General features: G+C 69.8%; 11 protein-coding genes. 3 read left to right on the forward strand and 8 right to left on the reverse strand.

What is annotated here, in order from left to right:
• Nucleotides 1–23: 23 nt before the first annotated feature.
• Nucleotides 24–1,202 carry an ROK family transcriptional regulator gene (locus ACYQ78_RS00330; RefSeq protein WP_459798582.1) on the forward strand — a complete coding sequence of 393 codons (1,179 nt, stop codon included), beginning with the start codon at nucleotides 24–26 and terminating at the stop codon, nucleotides 1,200–1,202.
• Here ACYQ78_RS00330 and ACYQ78_RS00335 read toward each other — a convergent pair.
• From ACYQ78_RS00335 to ACYQ78_RS00350, 4 genes are all read right to left on the reverse strand, one after another.
• Nucleotides 1,199–2,653, reverse strand: coding sequence for a glycoside hydrolase family 3 protein (locus tag ACYQ78_RS00335; RefSeq protein ID WP_459798583.1), 1,455 nt, complete (start codon nucleotides 2,651–2,653; stop codon nucleotides 1,199–1,201). The two genes, ACYQ78_RS00330 and ACYQ78_RS00335, sit on opposite strands and share 4 nt — an antisense overlap.
• A 91-nt stretch (nucleotides 2,654–2,744) precedes the next feature.
• The gene (locus tag ACYQ78_RS00340; protein ID WP_459799727.1) at nucleotides 2,745–3,602 is read right to left on the reverse strand and encodes a carbohydrate ABC transporter permease; all 858 of its coding nucleotides are present in this window, start codon (nucleotides 3,600–3,602) and stop codon (nucleotides 2,745–2,747) included.
• 26 nt (nucleotides 3,603–3,628) lie between these two features.
• Nucleotides 3,629–4,654, reverse strand: a complete 1,026-nt coding sequence (locus ACYQ78_RS00345) for a carbohydrate ABC transporter permease (protein WP_459798584.1) — start codon at nucleotides 4,652–4,654, stop codon at nucleotides 3,629–3,631.
• Nucleotides 4,655–4,659: 5 nt separating this feature from the next.
• Nucleotides 4,660–5,985, reverse strand: coding sequence for an extracellular solute-binding protein (locus ACYQ78_RS00350; RefSeq protein WP_459798585.1), 1,326 nt, complete (start codon nucleotides 5,983–5,985; stop codon nucleotides 4,660–4,662).
• A gap of 204 nt (nucleotides 5,986–6,189) precedes the next feature.
• On the opposite strand from ACYQ78_RS00350, the gene ACYQ78_RS00355 reads away from it, so the two are divergent.
• Nucleotides 6,190–7,356, forward strand: a complete 1,167-nt coding sequence (locus tag ACYQ78_RS00355) for an ROK family transcriptional regulator (protein WP_459798586.1) — start codon at nucleotides 6,190–6,192, stop codon at nucleotides 7,354–7,356.
• A 4-nt stretch (nucleotides 7,357–7,360) separates the two neighbouring features.
• A complete protein-coding gene (locus tag ACYQ78_RS00360; protein ID WP_459798587.1) occupies nucleotides 7,361–7,999 on the forward strand; it encodes a M15 family metallopeptidase in 639 nt (212 codons plus the stop codon).
• A gap of 104 nt (nucleotides 8,000–8,103) precedes the next feature.
• Here the strand turns inward: ACYQ78_RS00360 and ACYQ78_RS00365 are convergent, their stop codons facing one another.
• From ACYQ78_RS00365 to ACYQ78_RS00380, 4 genes are read right to left on the reverse strand one after another with little or no spacing between them, the layout of a single operon-like run.
• Entirely contained in the window at nucleotides 8,104–9,939 is a 1,836-nt protein-coding gene (locus ACYQ78_RS00365; protein WP_459798588.1) for a N,N-dimethylformamidase beta subunit family domain-containing protein, read from the reverse strand.
• The gene (locus tag ACYQ78_RS00370) at nucleotides 9,936–11,204 is read right to left on the reverse strand and encodes a condensation domain-containing protein (protein WP_459798589.1); all 1,269 of its coding nucleotides are present in this window, start codon (nucleotides 11,202–11,204) and stop codon (nucleotides 9,936–9,938) included. The genes ACYQ78_RS00365 and ACYQ78_RS00370 overlap by 4 nt, the downstream gene beginning before the upstream one ends.
• On the reverse strand, nucleotides 11,201–11,443 hold the full coding sequence (locus ACYQ78_RS00375; protein WP_459798590.1) for an acyl carrier protein: 243 nt from the start codon (nucleotides 11,441–11,443) through the stop codon (nucleotides 11,201–11,203). Before ACYQ78_RS00375 ends, ACYQ78_RS00370 begins: the two co-directional genes overlap by 4 nt.
• Nucleotides 11,403–16,742, reverse strand: coding sequence for an amino acid adenylation domain-containing protein (locus tag ACYQ78_RS00380; RefSeq protein ID WP_459798591.1), 5,340 nt, complete (start codon nucleotides 16,740–16,742; stop codon nucleotides 11,403–11,405). Before ACYQ78_RS00380 ends, ACYQ78_RS00375 begins: the two co-directional genes overlap by 41 nt.
• Nucleotides 16,743–16,851: the final 109 nt, after the last annotated feature.

Raw genomic sequence — 16,851 nt, forward strand, 5'->3', positions numbered from 1 at the left:
GGGCGACCATCGAAAGCAGGAACATGGAGCGACGTCCTGGCGTGCCCAGGTTGCTCCGGGAGATCAACGACCGGGCCGCCCTCGAATTGCTGTTGTCGTCCGGGCCGCTCACGCGCGGCCAGATCGGCGACCTGACCGGACTGTCGAAGGTGACCGCGTCGCAGACGCTCTCACGCCTCGAGGAGCGGGGGCTCGTCGAGGTCGTGGGCGAGCAGGCCGGGAACCGGGGGCCCAACGCGGCCCTCTACGGGGTGATCGCCTCGTGCGCCTATGTGGCGGGGCTCGACGTCGGGCCCGAACACGTGACGGCGGCGATCGCCGACATCAAGGGCGACGTGGTGGCCGAGGTCACCCTGCTGCCCAACGGCGCCGACGACCCCGTCTCCATGGTCCACAACGCCGTGGTGAAGGCCTGCCGGTCGGCCAAGGTCGCGCTGTCGCGGCTGAAGGGCGTCACGATCGGCACGCCGGGCGTGGTCGATCCGCGCACCGGCGACGTGCAGTTCTCGTTCGACCTGCCCCACTGGCACGAGGGCATCCACGAGGCGCTGGCGCGCGACCTGAAACGGTCCGTGCGCATCGAGAACGACGTGAACCTTGCGGCCATCGCTGAGCGGTCGAAGGGGGCGGCGCGGCAGGTCGACGACTTCGTGCTGCTCTGGGTCGGGCGCGGCATCGGTCTCGCCGTGGTGCTCGGCGGGCGGCTGCACCGCGGCCGGTCCGGCAGCGCGGGCGAGATCGGCTATCTGCCGGTTCCCGGGGTGCCGCTGGCCGAAGACGTGCGCTCCGAGCCGGGGCGGCTGCCCTCGCTGGCGGGCGGTCTCCAGTCGCTGGTGAGCTCCGTGGCGGTGCTCGACCTGGCGCGTGACCTGGGCTTCGAGGGGGCGACGGCGGCCGAGTGCGTGACCGCCGCCGCCGACGCGGGAGACCAGGGCGACCGGCTGCTCGACGAGATCGCCTCCCGGCTGGCGCTGGGTGTGGCGTCGGTGTGCGTGGTGCTCGACCCCGGGCTGATCGTGCTGGCCGGAGAGGTCGGGCTGGCCGGGGGGGTGTCCCTGACCGGCCGGGTCGAACAGGCGGTGGCCCGCATCTGCCCGATCCGGCCGCAGGTGGTGACCTCGTCGGTCGTGGGCAACCCGGTTCTGCGCGGCGCGGTGATCGCCGCCCTCGAACAGGCCCGCGAGGAGATCTTCGCCTCCTAGGCGGTCAGGAGTTCGACCGCCGCCTGGGCGTTGGCCCGGGCGGCGCCATAGGTGGCGATGTGCACGCCGTGTTCGGGGCGCCAGATCGGCAGGCCCATCTCCATGACGACGCCGTCGGGGCGGGCCCGGATGAGTTCGGTGACCAGGTCGCGGCTCGCGGGGTAGCGGTGGGCGTCCTTGACGACGACGACCAGTGAGCGGCCCTGGGCGCGGGCGAGCAGGTCGGCGGCCTGCGCCTCTTCGGGCTTGACGCGGACGATCTCGGCGTCCGGCAGCCACGGCGCCACGCCCCACGGCACGTCGCCGACGGCGATCGTGGGTGGGGTGTCGACCTCGACGACGAACGGGTCGGTCAGCGTGGTCCGGGTGCCGGTGAGGCGGACCGCCCGGCGGGCGGCCTGGAGGCCGATCACGGTGTCGCCGGTGTGCTGGACGCGGGTCTCGCGGGCCCAGTCGCGGAGCCTCTGCGCACGGGAGACGGCCTCTTCGAGGCGCTCGATCGGCAGGTCGCCCGCGACGACGGCGGCCACGATGGCGTCGACGACGGCGGCGGTCTCTTCCCGCGTCGGGATCGAGCCCATGCACAGCAGGTCGGCGCCCGCCTTCAGGGACAGGACCGCGCCGCCGCCCAGGCCCACGCTCTTGGTGATGGCGTGCATGTCGAGGGCGTCGGTGACGACGACGCCGTCGTAGCCGAGTTCGCCGCGCAGCAGCGTCGTGAGCGCCCTCGGGCTGAGCGTGGCGGGGGTGCTGCCGGTCAGCGCGGGGACGGCCACGTGGGCGGTCATGATCGACCGGGTGCCCGCCTCGATCGCGGCGCGGAAGGGGGCCAGCTCGCGCTCGCGCAGGACCTCCAGGGTGGCGTCCACGACCGGGATGGCCAGGTGGGAGTCCTCGGTGGTGGCGCCGTGGCCGGGGAAGTGCTTGACGCAGGCGGCCACGCCGAGCGACTGGAGGCCGCGCACGGCGGCGACCGTGTGGCGGGAGACCAGCGCGGGGTCGGAGCCGAAGGAGCGGGTGCCGATGACGGGGTTGTCGTCGGCGGTGTTCACGTCGGCCGACGGGGCCATGTCGAGGTTCACCCCGGCGTTCACGAGGTCACCGGCGATCGAGCGGTAGACCCGCTCGGTCAGGTCGACGTCGTCGACCGCGCCCAGCGCCGCGTTGCCCGGATATTCGCTGCCCACGTGGTAGGCCAGCCGGGTGACGTCGCCGCCCTCCTCGTCGAGCGAGATCACCGGGTCGCCGGCGCCGGTCAGCACCGACGTGAGCGCGGCCACCTGGCCGGGGCTCTCGACGTTGAAACCGAAGAGGCAGACGCCGCCGAGACCGTCAGAGAGGCCGTCCAGCACCCAGTCGGGCGCGGTCAGGCCTCGGAAGGTCACGAGCAGCGTGCCGGCCGCGAGACGGCGCAGCCCCCGATCGCTGTGGCTCGCGGGTACTCCAGGCATGGGAACTCATGACTCCGATCAGGGACATGGAAGGGACGGCCCCCGGGTGTGCCCGGGGGCCGTGCCCGCTCAGGGAAGGGTTTCGGGCTGGTCAGCCCTTGACGGCGCCGGCGACGAGTCCGGAGACCATGCGCCGCTGCACCAGCAGGAAGAACACGACGACGGGGATCGTCATCAGGGTCGAACTCGCCATGATGGCGCCCCAGTCGGTGCCCCGCTGCCCGAAGAAGAACTGCAACGCGACCGGCATCGTGTAACCGGACGAGTCGCTCATCAGCACCAGCGCGAAGATCAGCTCGTTCCACGCGGTGATGAAGGAGAAGATGCTGGTCGCCACCAGGCCCGGCGCCACCAGCGGGAAGAGCACCTTCCAGAACGTCGTCATCCGGCTCGCGCCGTCGATCCACGCCGCCTCTTCCAGCGACTTCGGTACGGCCGCCACGAAGGTGCGCAGCATCCAGATGCCGAAGGGCAGGGTCAGGCCGACGTTGACGACGATCAGGCCGAGCAGCTGGTCGTACAGGCCCAGCCGCTTGATGCTCAGGAAGAGCGGGATGAGCAGGGCCTCGGCCGGGATCATCTGCACGACCAGCAGCGTGATCAGGAACGAGGTGCGGCCCTTGAACTTGAAGCGGGAGACGGCGGTCGCGGCCAGCAGCGAGAAGACCGCGCCCACCGCGACCGTGCCGAGGGCGACGATCGCGCTGTTGCGCAGGTAGAGCCAGATGGAGTTGCCGGCCACGCCCTCGCTGAGCACGCGTTCGATGTGCTCGAAGGTGAAGCTCGTCGGGAACGGGATGAACTCCGTGGTGAAGATCTGGTCGTTGGTCTTGAACGCCGTCGAGACCATCCAGTACACGGGGAACATCGCCACGACGAAGACGGCCGTGGCGGTCGCGTTGAGGGCGAACTTGCGCGCCTTGCTGCGGAACTTCGCGGACTTGCGCATGCGGTCCATGTCGTACGACGTGACGGTCACTGCACCTCCTCCGACTTCACCATCTGGCGGACGTAGAACGCGGTGACGACCAGCAGGATGATCGTGAGGATCACCGCGATGGCCGCTCCGGAGCCCATCTTGGGCGGGCTGCGGAACGCCTCCGCGTACGAGAACATCGACAGGTTGAACGCCTCACGGTTGGTGGGGCCGTTCATGAGCACGTACAGCTGCGAGAAGACCTTGAAGTCCCAGATGATCGACAGGATCGTCAGGACCGCGAAGACCGGCTTCAGCAGCGGGAATGTGATCTTGCGGAAGGTCCGCCAGGGGCCCGAACCGTCGACCCTGGCCGCTTCGTAGAGTTCACCGGGGATGCTCTTGAGCCCGGCCAGGACCGAGACCGCGATGAACGGGAACGACGCCCAGACCACCGTCATGACCAGCACGATGTAGATCGTGAACGCCTCGTTGAGCCAGGGTTCGCCGGTCCAGTCGGCCCGCCCGAACAGGGCGTTGGAGAGGAAGTCCGGCAGCAGGTTGAGGGCCCAGTTGATGATCCCGGCCTCGGCGTCGAACAGCCAGCGCCAGATGACACCCTGCGCGACCGGCGGGACCGCCCACGCGAACATGATGCCGATGATCAGGAAGGTGGACATGCGCTTGCTGAGCTGCTGGAGCAGGACCCCGACGGCCGTTCCGACGATCAGGGTGAGGCTCACCGCCACGAAGGCGAACACGAGGGTGTTGCGGAGCGACGACCAGAAGACGTCGTTCTCGAAGACCTTGGTGTAGTTCTCCCAGCCCAGCCAGTCGGCCGGACGGGGGTTGACCTCCCGGATCTGCGGCAGCCCGACCTTCTGGAAGGACATGACGATCACTTGGATCATCGGGTACAGCAGGAGCGCCACCATGACCAGCAGGCCGGGGATCAGCAGCGCGTACGGGATGAATCTCGGGTTGAGGCCCGATGCCTTCTGCGGACGGTGAGAGCGGCGGGGGCGCCCGGCCGGGGCGGAGGCGTTCTTGCCTCCACCCCGGCGGGCGATCGACGTGTCGGTCATCGTCGCTACTGGTTCAGGATCTCTTCGAGTTCCTTGTTGGCCGCCGCGAGCGCCTCATCGGCCGAGGCCTTGCCCTCGATGACCGAGCGGGCCGCGTTCTGCAGCACCGCCTTGGTCTCGCCCGCCTCGGTCCAGTTCGGGTCGGCCGGGAACGAGCGGGCGTTGGCGAACGCCGCCGCGAACGGCGCCTGGACCGGGTCGCTGGCCAGCGAGGCCAGGGTGTCCGGGTAGACGGGGAGCAGACCGCCGTCCTTGGCGTAACGGTCGGCCCACTGCTTGCTCGTGGCGAGCTTGATGTACTCGTTGGACAGCTCGGCGTTCTTGGTGGTGCCCCAGACGGCGATGTCGTTGCCGCCGAAGAAGGCCGGAGCCTCACCGCCCGACTTGGCGGGGAGCGGGAAGAAGGCGAGCTGGTCGGCCTTCACCTTGCCCTTGGAGTCGGTCTCGATGCCGGGGATGTCCCACGACGCGGTCAGGTACATGCCGACCTTGTCGTTGGCGAAGCGGGTGCGGATGTCCACGGTGTTCTGGGTCAGCCGCGCCTTGCCGGACAGACCGCCGGTCACCAGGCCCGTGTACGTCTCGAAGCCGGCCTTGAAGGTCGGGTCGGCGAGCTTGCCCACCCACTTGTCGCCTTCCTTGACGGCGTACTCGCCGCCCTCGGACCAGGCCATCGCGCCGAGGAGGTGGTTGGCGTCGGAGCCGCCGTTGAAGGCGAAGCCGTCGACGTCCTTGCCCTTCTCCTCCTGGATCTTCTTGCCGGCGGCGAGGACCTCGTCCCAGGTCTTCGGCACCTCGATCTTGAGCTCGTCGAACCAGTCCTTGCGGTAGAGGACCGCGCGGGTACCGGCGCCCCACGGCACGGCGTAGACCTCGCCGTCGATGGTCTCCAAGCCGAACAGGTTCTTGGGGATCATCGCCTGCTCACCGGCGGAGGTGAGGGGGGTGATCGGCGACAGCGCCTCCTGGCTGACCCACAGCGGCACCTGGTCGTTGCCGATCTCGGTGACGTCGGGGCCCGCGCCACCCGCGGCGGCGGCGGTGAACTTGTCGTTCACCTGCGGCCACGGGATCCACTCCAGCTTGACCGTCGCGCCGGTCTGCTTCTGGAACTCGGCGTTGAGGTCGTCCATGTAGGCCTGGGCCGGCGGGTTCGAGTCGCCGAGACGCCACATCGTCAGCGTCTGACCGGCGAACTTGGGTCCGGTCTCCGCGGGGGCGGCGGCGGAGGCGGAGGCGGCGGGGGCCGATTCGGTGGTCTCGCCACCACCACAAGCGGCGACACCCAGGGCGAGGGCGGCGGTGATGCCGGCGATCTTCACGATCTTCACGATTGGGGTTCTCCCTTCCCGGCTTCGCGTCGAGGCAAGTTGTGAGGTGACGGCGGGCCGCGCACCTGAGGTTTGCTGACGGTCGGCGTTTGTGGCACCTCAGAGGCTTGATCGCTTGCCTATGGGGTGACTGCCGTTAAACTAACAAGAAACTTTCTTAAAAAAAACCCGCGTTAGCGGATCGTGACGAGAAGGGAGAGTGCGGTGCCCCGACGCCCCGGAACACCCCGGTTGCTCCGGCAGATCAATGACCGATCAGCCCTGGAGCTCCTTCTCCTGCAGGGCCCGCTCACCCGGGCTGAGCTGGGCGAACTCACCGGACTGAGCAAGGTCACCTCCGGCCAGCTACTGGCCCGCCTCGAAGACCGGGGCCTGGTCACCACGGCCGGGGAGAGGGCCGGTGGACGCGGTCCGAACGCCGCCCTCTACGCCGTCAACCCCCAATCGGCCTACGTCGCCGGACTGGAGGTCTCCCCCGACAGCGTCACCGCGGGCGTCGCCGACATCACCGGCCGGGCCATCGCCGAGGTGACCGTCGACCCCAGCGAGGCGCGCGATCCCGTCAAGCTCGTCCACAACGCGCTGTTCCGCGCCTGCGAGAGCGCCGGGATCGGCCTCGACCAGCTCATGGGCCTGGTCATCGGCACCCGGGGCGTCGTCGACCCGCGCAGCGGAGACGTCCGCTACTCCTTCGACCTGCCCGCCTGGCACTTCGGAGTCCTGGCCGAGCTCCGCGCCGATCTGGGGCGGGCGGTACGTATAGAGAACGACGTCAACCTCGCCGCCCTGGCCGAACAGGCCCACGGCGCCGCGCGGGGCCTCGACGACTTCGTCATCATGTGGGCTGGAATAGGACAGGGCCTCGGCGTCATGCTCGGTGGCCGCCTCCACCGCGGCATCACCGGCGGCGCGGGCGAGATCGGCTGGCTCCCCGTCCCCGGCGAACCGCTTCCCTCTGATGTACGCGACCCGCAGTCGGGCTCCTTCCAGCGCCTGGTGGGCGGGGAGGCGCTCTACGGCATGGCGCTGGCCCACGGGGTGAACCCGAGGGAGGCACCCGTCGCCGAACTGGTCGCCAAGGCCGTCGCCGAGGGGAACGGGAGCTTCCTCGACGAACTCGCCGGCCGCCTGGCCGTCGGCGTCGCGGCCGTCGCCGTCGTTCTGGACCCCGGCCTCATCGTCCTGAGCGGAGACGTCGGCCGGGCCGGAGGCCGCGAGCTGGCCGCCAGGGTCGAGGACGAGGTCGCGCGGGTCTGTCCCTCACGCCCGAAGGTCGCGGTGACCGAGGTGGACGGGAACCCGGTGCTCCAGGGGGCGCTGGTGGCCGCCCTGGAAGAGGCGAGAGAGCAGGTCTTCTCGGATACGGTCTGACTTTATGGGCGACGTCATTCTGATCTCCGACCCCCGGGTGACCTCCATACCGGTGACCGATTGCCTCGAACCGCTCGTCGATGTGCGGACTTTCCTCCGCGTTGACGAACGGCTGGCCGACCCCGCGGGCGCATTCGCGCACCTGCGCGCGGGGGTGGCCGACCGGCTGCGGCGGGTGGTGCTGCCCTTGGGGGTGCACCTCGTCGTGGTCGAGGGGTACCGGCCGGTGTCCCTTCAGCGGAAGTGGTTCGAGGAGTACCGGGAGACGCTGCGGACGACATTTCCGGAAATGTCGGGAGATGAGCTCCACGTGGCGGCCAGCCGGTTCGTGTCGCCTGTGGAGGTGGCGCCCCACACGGCGGGGGCGGCCGTCGACCTGACGCTGTGCGATGACGAGGGCGTGGAACTCGACATGGGGACGCCCGTCAACGCCACGCCGGAGCAGAGCTCCGGGGCCTGTTACACGGCGTCGACCGATATCTCGGCGGAGGCGATGCAGAACCGGAAGGTTCTGGTGACGGCCCTGGAGGGCGTGGGGCTGGTGAACTATCCGACGGAGTGGTGGCACTGGTCTTATGGCGACCGCTACTGGGCGATGACGCGGGGGCGGGAGTCGGCGGTTTACGGTCCGGTCGAATTCTGAGCTGAGCGGCGGGGCCGCACTGCTCTCCGACGCCGGGCCAGGGTTCTGTGCTGTCTGTCCTGCGTCTTCGACATGCGCCACGGCGCACGTCGCCGTGAGGACTCCTAGAGGTCTCTCGATCTGCGGGCCTCGCGCCAGCGGAGCGGGTCGCCCGGGGCGGTGGCGATGAAGCGGCCCGCGTGGGCGGTGAACGTCGTCGTTCCCTCGGGGAGGTCGCCCGCTGGGTGCCACTCGTCCGTGGCGTTCGGGCGGCGGGTGACCAGGGTGCCGGTGCTCGTCAAGGCGTAGAGGCGGCCGTTCATGCCTGTCATGGCCACGGCGTCGCAGGCGCCTCGGTCCTGCCAGGTCTCGCCCGTGAAGGGCAGGGCCCAGAGACGGCCCTCTTCGGTTGCGGCCCAGAAGGTGCAGTCGGCTATCGCGATGGCCACGGTGCCCTGGGGGCAGGTGGCCTCGTCGGTCCAGGGAGCGGGGATTTCGACGGCTGCTCTTGATCTCAGGGTGCCGTCCGGGGTGACGCCGTACAGGAGGACGCCTCTTGAGCCCGCCGCTTCGCGGGGGGTGTCGAGGCAGATCACGTCGCCGGCCCAGCCGATGGGGCGCCACGGCAGGTTCTGGGCGCAGAGCTCGCGGCTCATCAGGGCGCCGTCCGCGCTGACGCCGTAGAGGACGCGGGCGTCGGCGGCCAGCGCGCGGATGTCGGCGGAGTCGCCGATCGCGTCCCAGCCTTGGTGCGGGGAGCTCAGACGGGTCATGACGTTGCGGGTGATGCGGTCGACCACGGGGTCGTGGAGGGTGTTGCCCCAGTTCACCGTCGCGGCGTTGAAGACGGTGCCGCGGCCCGAGGTGAAGACGCCCATCGTGGCCCAGCCGCCCTGGCCGCCGCCGCGCCAGTGGCGGAGGTCGGCCGTGGCCAGGATGGTGAAGGACGACGGGGTGCCGTCCCGTGAGGTCACTCTGGGGACGCCGCCTACTTCGGTGAATTCGGCCGCGTCGGTTTCGTAGCCCAGGGCGCCTTGGGCGAATTTGTCGCCTTCTGTCAGGCCGGTGCCGTCGAAGGCCCAGTGGCCCGCGAAGCGGGTGACGTACGACTCCTCGTTCATGAGAGGCATCGACGGGCCCCAGGTTCCCGCGCCCGCCCGGAAGCTGACGCCCGTCAGGCTGTTCTCGGGGCGGCCGACGCTCGACCACTCGGCGGTGACCAGCGCGGGATCCTCGACGGGGTCGGTGAAGGGGTCGCGGTGGCAGACCAGGGTGCGGCCCTCCAGCCGGGCCTGCCACCAGGCGGTGTTGCCGCCGAAGATCGCCATGTTGCCGCCGCGCCGGACGAAGTCCTCGCACGCGTCGCGCATCTCGCGGGTCCAGTATTCGTCGTGGCCGTTCACGACCAGGAGCTTGTAGCCGTCGAGCAGGCCGGGGGACAGGTCGAGGCCGTCGCAGAAGTCGGCGTCGAAGCCCGCGGGGCGGAGCCAGCGCAGGAAGCCGTCCTCCCACCTCTCCGGGGACGGGCCGCCTCCTGGACGGTCGAAGGTCACCTCGGTCGCGCGGGACGGGTCTTCGGTCCAGTAGAGGCCCTCGCCGGGGACGCCCGCCCGGTTGTAGGCCTGCCAGGTGCCGAAGGGGATGGAGACCAGGATGTCCTTCCTCGCGCCGGACGCCGTCACGACGAAGTAGACCTCGTCGTCGCCGGAGACGTTCGTGCCCGGCAGTTCGCCTGTCGCCCTCGGGACCTCACTGGTCGGGGCGTCGGTGAAGTGGGCGCGGTAGAGCGAACTCGGCCAGTCGCCGGGGATTTCCAAAACCCATTCCGGGCCGGTCGCCCGCGTGGTCAGTACGTGGGCGCCGGTGGTGGCGTCGTGGATGTGGACGCCGCTGTCGCCGCTCAGGTGGAAGGTCAGCGGGGCGCCCTGGGGGCACGACGTCGCCGCCGCGTAGGCGATCACCGCAGGGCCGCTTCGACCAGCATCGTCTCCAGGCCGTGCAGGAAGCGTTCCATGTCGGCCCGGGACAGCCAGCGGGTGTCGGCGGTCACCGAGACGTCCATGGTTCCGCTCAGATGGACGCAGAACCGGCAGTTCAGCTGATCCTGCGACATCGGCCAGCTCAGTGTGCTCTCGCCCAGTGCACGGCGGATCAGGGCCTCGTCGCGGTAGACGGGGTTGTCGGCGAAGCGCATGTCGTTGAAACAGCACCACGGGTGCACGGTCGTGCCCCGGTCGGCGGCGACCCGGGCCAGGGCCGCCGAACGGTCGGCGGGGTCGTGGTAGGCGCTCCGGTAGGCCCGCAGTGCCGCCGCCCCCGCGAGGCCGAGCAGCTCGTCGAAGCGGACCTTCTCGACGTCCAGGACGAAGAGTCCTTCCTGCGACATCGTGGTCACGGCGGTGCGGGTGTCGGCGCGGAATCGGTTTCCGACGATCGGGAGCATCGCCACGGTCTCGTGGCCGGTCATTTCCGAAACCAGCGCCGTCACCGCCGTCAGCAGGACGGTCGAGGTGCTCGTGCCGTGCCGGACCGCGAGTCGCTGCGCGGCCAGGTCGACGGCGGGGGAGCGCAGCGACGCCCGCCAGATCGGCGGCGTCTCCCCGGCGCCCGACGGCACGTGGAACATGGTCGGCGGGATCCTGCGGTGCGCGTCCTCCCAGTAGGCCGCGGCCTCGTCGGCCACCCGGCGCCCGGCGGGGGACCCCTGCCAGCGGGCGATGTCCATCGGCTGCGGCGGACGGGTCGCGGGGGTGCCGCCCCGGAGCAGCAGCAGCCGCAGGTCACGGATGGCCTGCTCGGCGCCCAGCCCGTCGGCGGCCAGATGGCAGAAGACCAGGACGAGATGGGTGACCTCGCCCTGCTCCGACAGCACCAGACCGGCCCGGAGCGGCCACTCCTGCTCGTAGTCGAACGGCGCGGCGGCCAGCTCGGCCAGCAGGGTGTCGGGGTGGTCGCCGGTCCGGACGGTCAGCTCGCCGCCCGCCTTGAGCGACTGGCCGCCGTCGTGGACGAGGGTGCGCAGCGACTCGTGGCGTTCGACCAGGCGGCCCAGCGCCCACAGCGCCGACGACACCGACGCCGGGCGCGCGCCCAGCGGCAGCACCCGGCCGAAGTTGAAGTAGTGGTCGTCCGGGCGGGTGCGCTCGATCGCCTCCCAGATCGCGCGCTGACCCCACGTGAACGGCGCCGTCCCGGTGCGGCCGCCGGAGAAGACGACCCGCGTCATGCCGGTGACCGGGCGGCCTCGACCCAGGCGGCCAGCCCGTCGACGCTGTCGAGGAACGTGACGTCGCCGCTCAGGTCGACCTCGACGCCGTATTCGCGTTCGACGGCGTCGATCAGCCGCATCTGCGCCAGCGAGGTCACGCCGAGATAGGCCAGCGGCACGGTCGCCGCCAGCACGTCGGCCGGGGTGAGTTCGCCGTCACACGACTCCGACACCAGTTCGGCCAGTCTTTCCCTCATTGCTTACCTTCCGTTCCAGCCCGACCAGGTCGTCGGGGGTGGCGTCGGGGACCGCGTCGTCGAAACGGGCCAGCCTCTTCGTGAGCAACGCTCCCACGGCGACCAGCAGGATGAATCCGGCGAAGACGGCGTACATCAACGAGACGTCACCGAGCAGTTCGGTGCCGACGGGAGCGATGATCCCGACGCCGATGGGGATGGTCGACCAGGCGACCATCTGGTTGAGCGCGAACACCCGGCCGTGGAACCGCTGCGGGACCTTGACCTGGATGATCGTGGTGTAGACGCCGTTGACCAGCGCGAGGCCGAAACTGACGCCGAACGCGCCGACGCCGATGAGGGTCAGGTCGTCGCGCAGCGCCACGACGCCGCACGACACCGCGATGATCAACGTGAGGAACAGCATGCCGCGCATCCGGCGCCGCGACGGCCCGCCCCACAGGCCCATCGTGAGACCACCCGCGACCGCGCCCGAACCGGCGGCCAGGGCGATCACGCCGGCGTCCTGGATGGTGCCGAACTCCAGCACGAGCGGGGAGTACATCATGAAGACCGGCGACAGCCCGAGCGACAGGAACGCGAAGAAGATCACCATCGCCCGGAAGTAGGGGTTGCCGAACGAGATCCTGAACCCTTCGGCGATCTCGCGCCCGACGGTCTCCCGCCGCTTGAACGCCATCGCGGCCGGGAAGGCGACCAGGGCCAGGACCGCGATCGTGAAGACGTGGCCGACGACGTCCAGGACCAGGATGCCGCTCAGCCCCCAGACCGACATGAGCCCGACGGCGGCCAGCGGGGCGACGAACTGGGCCATGCCGAGCGCCATCTGGGCGATGCCGTTGGCGTGACCGAGATACCGCTTCGGAACCAGTTGCGGTACGGCCGCGGTGAACGCCAGCCGTTGGGTGGTCAGGGCGACCGAGAGGATCGGAAGCAGGATGTACAGGGTCCAGACGTGCAGGTTTCCGGTCCAGACGAGGATTCCCGTGGCCGACTGCACCGCCAGGGCCGCCGCGTTGCCGCCGATCATCACGGCGCGCTTGGACGAACGGTCGACGATCGCGCCTGCCAATGGGGCGGCGAGAACGCCGGGGATGACGGCGAGGACCTGGAGGATGGCGAGCTGGGTCATCGACTGGTGCTGGAGGTAGACCCAGAGGGGGAGCGCGAACTCGGTCAGGGTGGATCCGGCCAGGCAGACCATTTGTCCAAAGGCGATCAGGAGGAATCTCGTGACCGAGGGGGCCGGTTTGGACAATGCGGTTTTGGACGACCGGCCTGTGGGCGGCCGGCCGTTGGCCGAGCTGGATGCGGCCGAGTTGAATGCGGGCGAACTGGATGCGGCCGAGCCGGCTGTGGATGAGCTGGCCTTGGATGAGCTGGCGCCAGTCGAACCGGCCTTAGATGAGCCCGCCTTTGATGAATCGGTCTTGGATGAATCGGCCGGGGTCGGTCCGGCTTTGGACAATGCGGTCGGGGTTGATCCGGCCGAGCCGGATGCGGGCGGCTCGGCCGGACCTGCATCGGCGCGCGAGGCGAGGTCAGGGTCGCTCGCGCCCTCTGCGGTTCCCGTGGTCTCTGCGGTGCCCGCGGTTTCCGCGGGTAAGGTCGTGACGATCTCGGCGAGTTCGTCCGGGCGATATTTCAGGAAGTAGTGACCCGCCTCGTCCAGGACCACGAGCCGGGTCTGTTCCGCGATGAAGCCCCACTCCGCGAAGCGTTCCTCGTAGTAGTCAGTCGCGGGGTCGTACTCGCCGACGACCGAGACGATGGGCGCCTTCAGTTTCGGGGCGCCGCTGTCCATCAGGGTCGTGAAGTAGTCCTCGGCGGCGCGGGCGTCGTGGCGCATGTTCCCGATGACGAACGCCTTCTGGGCGTCGTCCAGGTCCGACAGGTCGGCGCCGAGCGCGGTCAGCCAGTTCAACTGGCCTTTGTCGCTGCGGAACCGCTCCAGCCTGGCCAGCTTGGCCCAGCGCCCGAGCACCCCCTTGGTGGGGCGGGCGAACGGGAAGATTCCGCCGAGGAAGACGGTGTCGATCGCGCGTCCGGCCGCTTCGAGGCGGCGCGCGATCTCGACGGTGAGGGCGCCGCCGACGCCGCAGTGGCCGTACAGGGTGAGGGGCGCCTCGATGCGGAGGATCTCCTCGACGCACCGTTGGGCCACCACCTCCAGCGGCTGCGACTCCTCGGCCAAGCCGAGGTCGTGGCCGGGCACGGCGACCGACCAGAGCTCCCACTCCGGCGGGAGCGCGTCGGCGAGCGGTTGGTAGACGACCGCGCTGCCACCGCCGTAGGGCAGACAGACGACGGCTTTGGTGCCCTTGCCCGTCAGGCGGTAGAGGAGCGGCCTCGGTCCACCGGCCGAGCGGGCGACGGTGGCGAGGTCGCGGATCGTCGGATGCTGGAACAGGTCCATCAGCGCGATCGGCGACGAACCTTCAGGCAGGGTCCTGCGGAGTTTCGCGACCACCCGGGTGGCCAGCAGGGAGTGGCCGCCGAGGTCGAAGAAATCGTCCAGAACGCCCACCTGCTGGAGCCCCAGGACCTCGCACCAGGCGGTGGCGATGGCCTCCTCGACCGCGTCGGCCGGAGGTTCGAAGGGGGCGTCGGAGTCGGGGCGGGCGTCCTCAGGCGCGGGGAGCGCGGCGCGGTCGACCTTGCCGTGGCCCTTCAGCGGGAGCTCGTCGAGGAACACCCAGCGGGTCGGCACCATGTACTCCGGCAGCCGCTCGCCCAGGTATTTCCGCAGGTCACCGACGGTCGGCCGAGGATCGGCGACGACGTAGCCGACCAGCTCGCCCTCGCGCGCGTCGGTGACCGCATGGGAGATCCCGGGCAGCACGCGCAGCGCCTCGTCGATCTCGCCGAGCTCCACCCGGTAGCCGCGGATCTTGACCTGGAGGTCGCGACGGCCCAGGAACTCCAGGTCGCCGGTCGGGAGCCAGCGGGCCAGGTCACCCGACCGGTAGAGGCGGCCGTGCACGGGATGTTCGACGAACTTCTCGGCGGTCAGCTCGGGACGACCCAGGTATTCGCGGGCCAACCGGCCACCGATGCACAACTCGCCCGCCACGCCGGCTGGAACCGATGCCAGGTGCCGGTCCAGCACGTACAGGCTCGAATGCCCCAGTGGCTTCCCGATCGGGGTGATCGGGCCGGTCGGGGTCACGTCGGGCGAGACGCGGTGGGTGGAGACGCCGACGATGGCCTCGGTCGGGCCGTAGTGGTTGACGACCGGAACGCGTCTGGCCAGGTCACGCGCGAAGTCCCAGCTCGATCCCTCGCCACCGAAGATCAGCAGCTTCCTCGGCAGGAGGTCGCCGACGTCGTCGATGTCGGCGGCCAGCGCGCCCAGGTGCGAGGGGGTGAGCTTGATGTAATCGATGCCGCGCATGTGGGCGGCCAGTTCCGGGCCGGAGATGCGCGCGGGCAGCAGATGAAGGGTGCCGCCGGTGCTCAGGCACAGGTAGAGGATCGTGATGCCGAAGTCGAAGGCGAGCGACTGGAGGAGGGCGTACTCCGCTTGCTCCTCGACCGCGAAGCGCTGACGGGCATCGGCCAGATAGCGAAGAATCTCCCGGTTCTCCACCGCGACGCCCTTGGGCTTTCCGGTCGAACCCGAGGTGTAGATGACATAGGCCAGATCGTCGGCGGTGCCGAGCGGTTCGAGGTCGTCGGCCTCCGCGTCGTCGATCTCGGTGAGCAGGAGCGCGGCGCCCGAATCCGCCAGCATGAAGGCACGGCGTTCTTCGGGATATTCAGGATCGATCGGCACATAGGCCCCGCCCGCCTTCAGCACCGCGAGCAGCGCGATGGCCAGGTCGATCGACTGCTCCATGCAGACCGCGACCCGAACCCCCGGGCCGACCCCCCGGTTCCGCAGCTTCCTCGCTGTCCCGGCGACCCTCCGGTGCAGTTTCCGGTACGAGATCGCGTCGTCCCCATGCCGGATAGCGACCCGTTCGGGTGACGTGTGCGAGATGACCTCGGCGAGCGTCTCTTTTTCCGGAGTCTCCGCATGCTCTGCCGATGACCACGTGCCGAGAAGAGACTGCTCATCAGGCGAGATGAGGCCGAGGCGCGAGATCGGCTGCCCCGGGTCGTCGACGATCGACCGGAGCAGCGTCTCGAAGTTCGCGGCGAACCGCTCGATCGTCTCGTGGTGGAACAGATCGGCCGAGTAGACGAAGAACGCGTCCAGGCCCTCGGCGGTCGGCGTGATCTCCAGAGACAGGTCGAACTTGGCCTGGTGGAAATCGGGGTCGACCGGTTCGGCGACGAGTCCGGGCAGGTGGAAGCGGGTTCCGGCCTCGCTGCGCATGCTGAACTGCGTCTGGAAGACGGGCGTCCTGCTCAGATCGCGGGCCACCCCGAGGTCCTGCACGACCCGGTCGAACGGGGTGTCGGCATGGGTGAAGGCGTCGATCGCGGTCCGGCGGGTGCGCTTCAGCACCTCCCGGAAGGTCGGATCTTCCGCGAGATCGGCGCGCAGCACGACCGTGTTCAGAAAGAACCCGATGAGTTTCTCGGTGTCCTCGTCGGGCCGGGCCGCGACGGGCGTGCCGACGGCGAAGTCCGAGGCCCCGGTGTAACGGTGCAGTTGGGTCTGGAAAGCGGCCATGAGCAGCATGAACAGGGTGACGCGCTCCTTGCGGGAGAGCGCGTTGACCTGGTCGGTGAGCTCTTTCGGCAGTTTCCGGGTGACGACCGCGCCGTTGGACGTGCGCACCCGGGGCCGGGGCAGGTCGGCCGGCAGGTCGAGCACCGGCACCCGGTCGAGCGTGTCCCGCCAGAAGGACGTGTCGACCGGACGTCTCCGCTGCTCACGGGCGTGATCGCCATACTGCATCGGCAGGTCGGGCAGGTCGCCGCCGGCGTAGAGGGTGGCGATCTCCTCGTACAGCAGCCCGAGAGACCAGCCGTCGCCGGCGATGTGGTGCAGCACGATGACGAGCGTCTGGTCGGCGGTCAGGTAGGCCCGGACGACGGGCCCATGGGCCAGGTCGAACGGCCGGTTGGTGAGCTCCTCCAGGCCGGTGTCCACGCGTTCGAGCGGGAGGAACCGGTCGTCGACCACCGCGACCGGTTCGCCGTCGACGGCCGGATAACGCGTCCGCAGCACCTCGTGCCGCCGCGCCACCGTGTTCAGCGCCCGCTCCAGTGCGGCCACGTCGAGATCCCCGACGAGCCGCTCGGTCACACAGATGTTGTACGACGCGTCATCGGGGTTGAGCTCGTGCAGGAACCAGAGCCGTTCCTGTCCGAGCGAGAGCGGATTGGCCGGTGTGACGGCGAGCATCTTCCCTCAAGTGATCGGACGACTGCAGCACAAAGAGGCCAAACGCCTCGGCCGGGGAAGCTAACTGGAAAGGTTCTTTGCAATTAGCGGACGGCGTCAGTCTGGCACG

The organism is Herbidospora sp. RD11066, from assembly GCF_054661255.1.

Excerpts from the sequence above, each read along its gene's own strand:
- ACYQ78_RS00370 (WP_459798589.1), bottom strand. The coding sequence starts at position 11,204 with ATGACGCGGGTCGTCTTCTCCGGCGGCCGCACCGGGACGGCGCCGTTC.
- ACYQ78_RS00330 (WP_459798582.1), top strand. The coding sequence starts at position 24 with ATGGAGCGACGTCCTGGCGTGCCCAGGTTGCTCCGGGAGATCAACGAC.
- ACYQ78_RS00360 (WP_459798587.1), top strand. The coding sequence starts at position 7,361 with ATGGGCGACGTCATTCTGATCTCCGACCCCCGGGTGACCTCCATACCG.
- ACYQ78_RS00335 (WP_459798583.1), bottom strand. The coding sequence starts at position 2,653 with ATGCCTGGAGTACCCGCGAGCCACAGCGATCGGGGGCTGCGCCGTCTC.
- ACYQ78_RS00380 (WP_459798591.1), bottom strand. The coding sequence starts at position 16,742 with ATGCTCGCCGTCACACCGGCCAATCCGCTCTCGCTCGGACAGGAACGG.
- ACYQ78_RS00375 (WP_459798590.1), bottom strand. The coding sequence starts at position 11,443 with ATGAGGGAAAGACTGGCCGAACTGGTGTCGGAGTCGTGTGACGGCGAA.
- ACYQ78_RS00345 (WP_459798584.1), bottom strand. The coding sequence starts at position 4,654 with ATGACCGACACGTCGATCGCCCGCCGGGGTGGAGGCAAGAACGCCTCC.
- ACYQ78_RS00340 (WP_459799727.1), bottom strand. The coding sequence starts at position 3,602 with ATGCGCAAGTCCGCGAAGTTCCGCAGCAAGGCGCGCAAGTTCGCCCTC.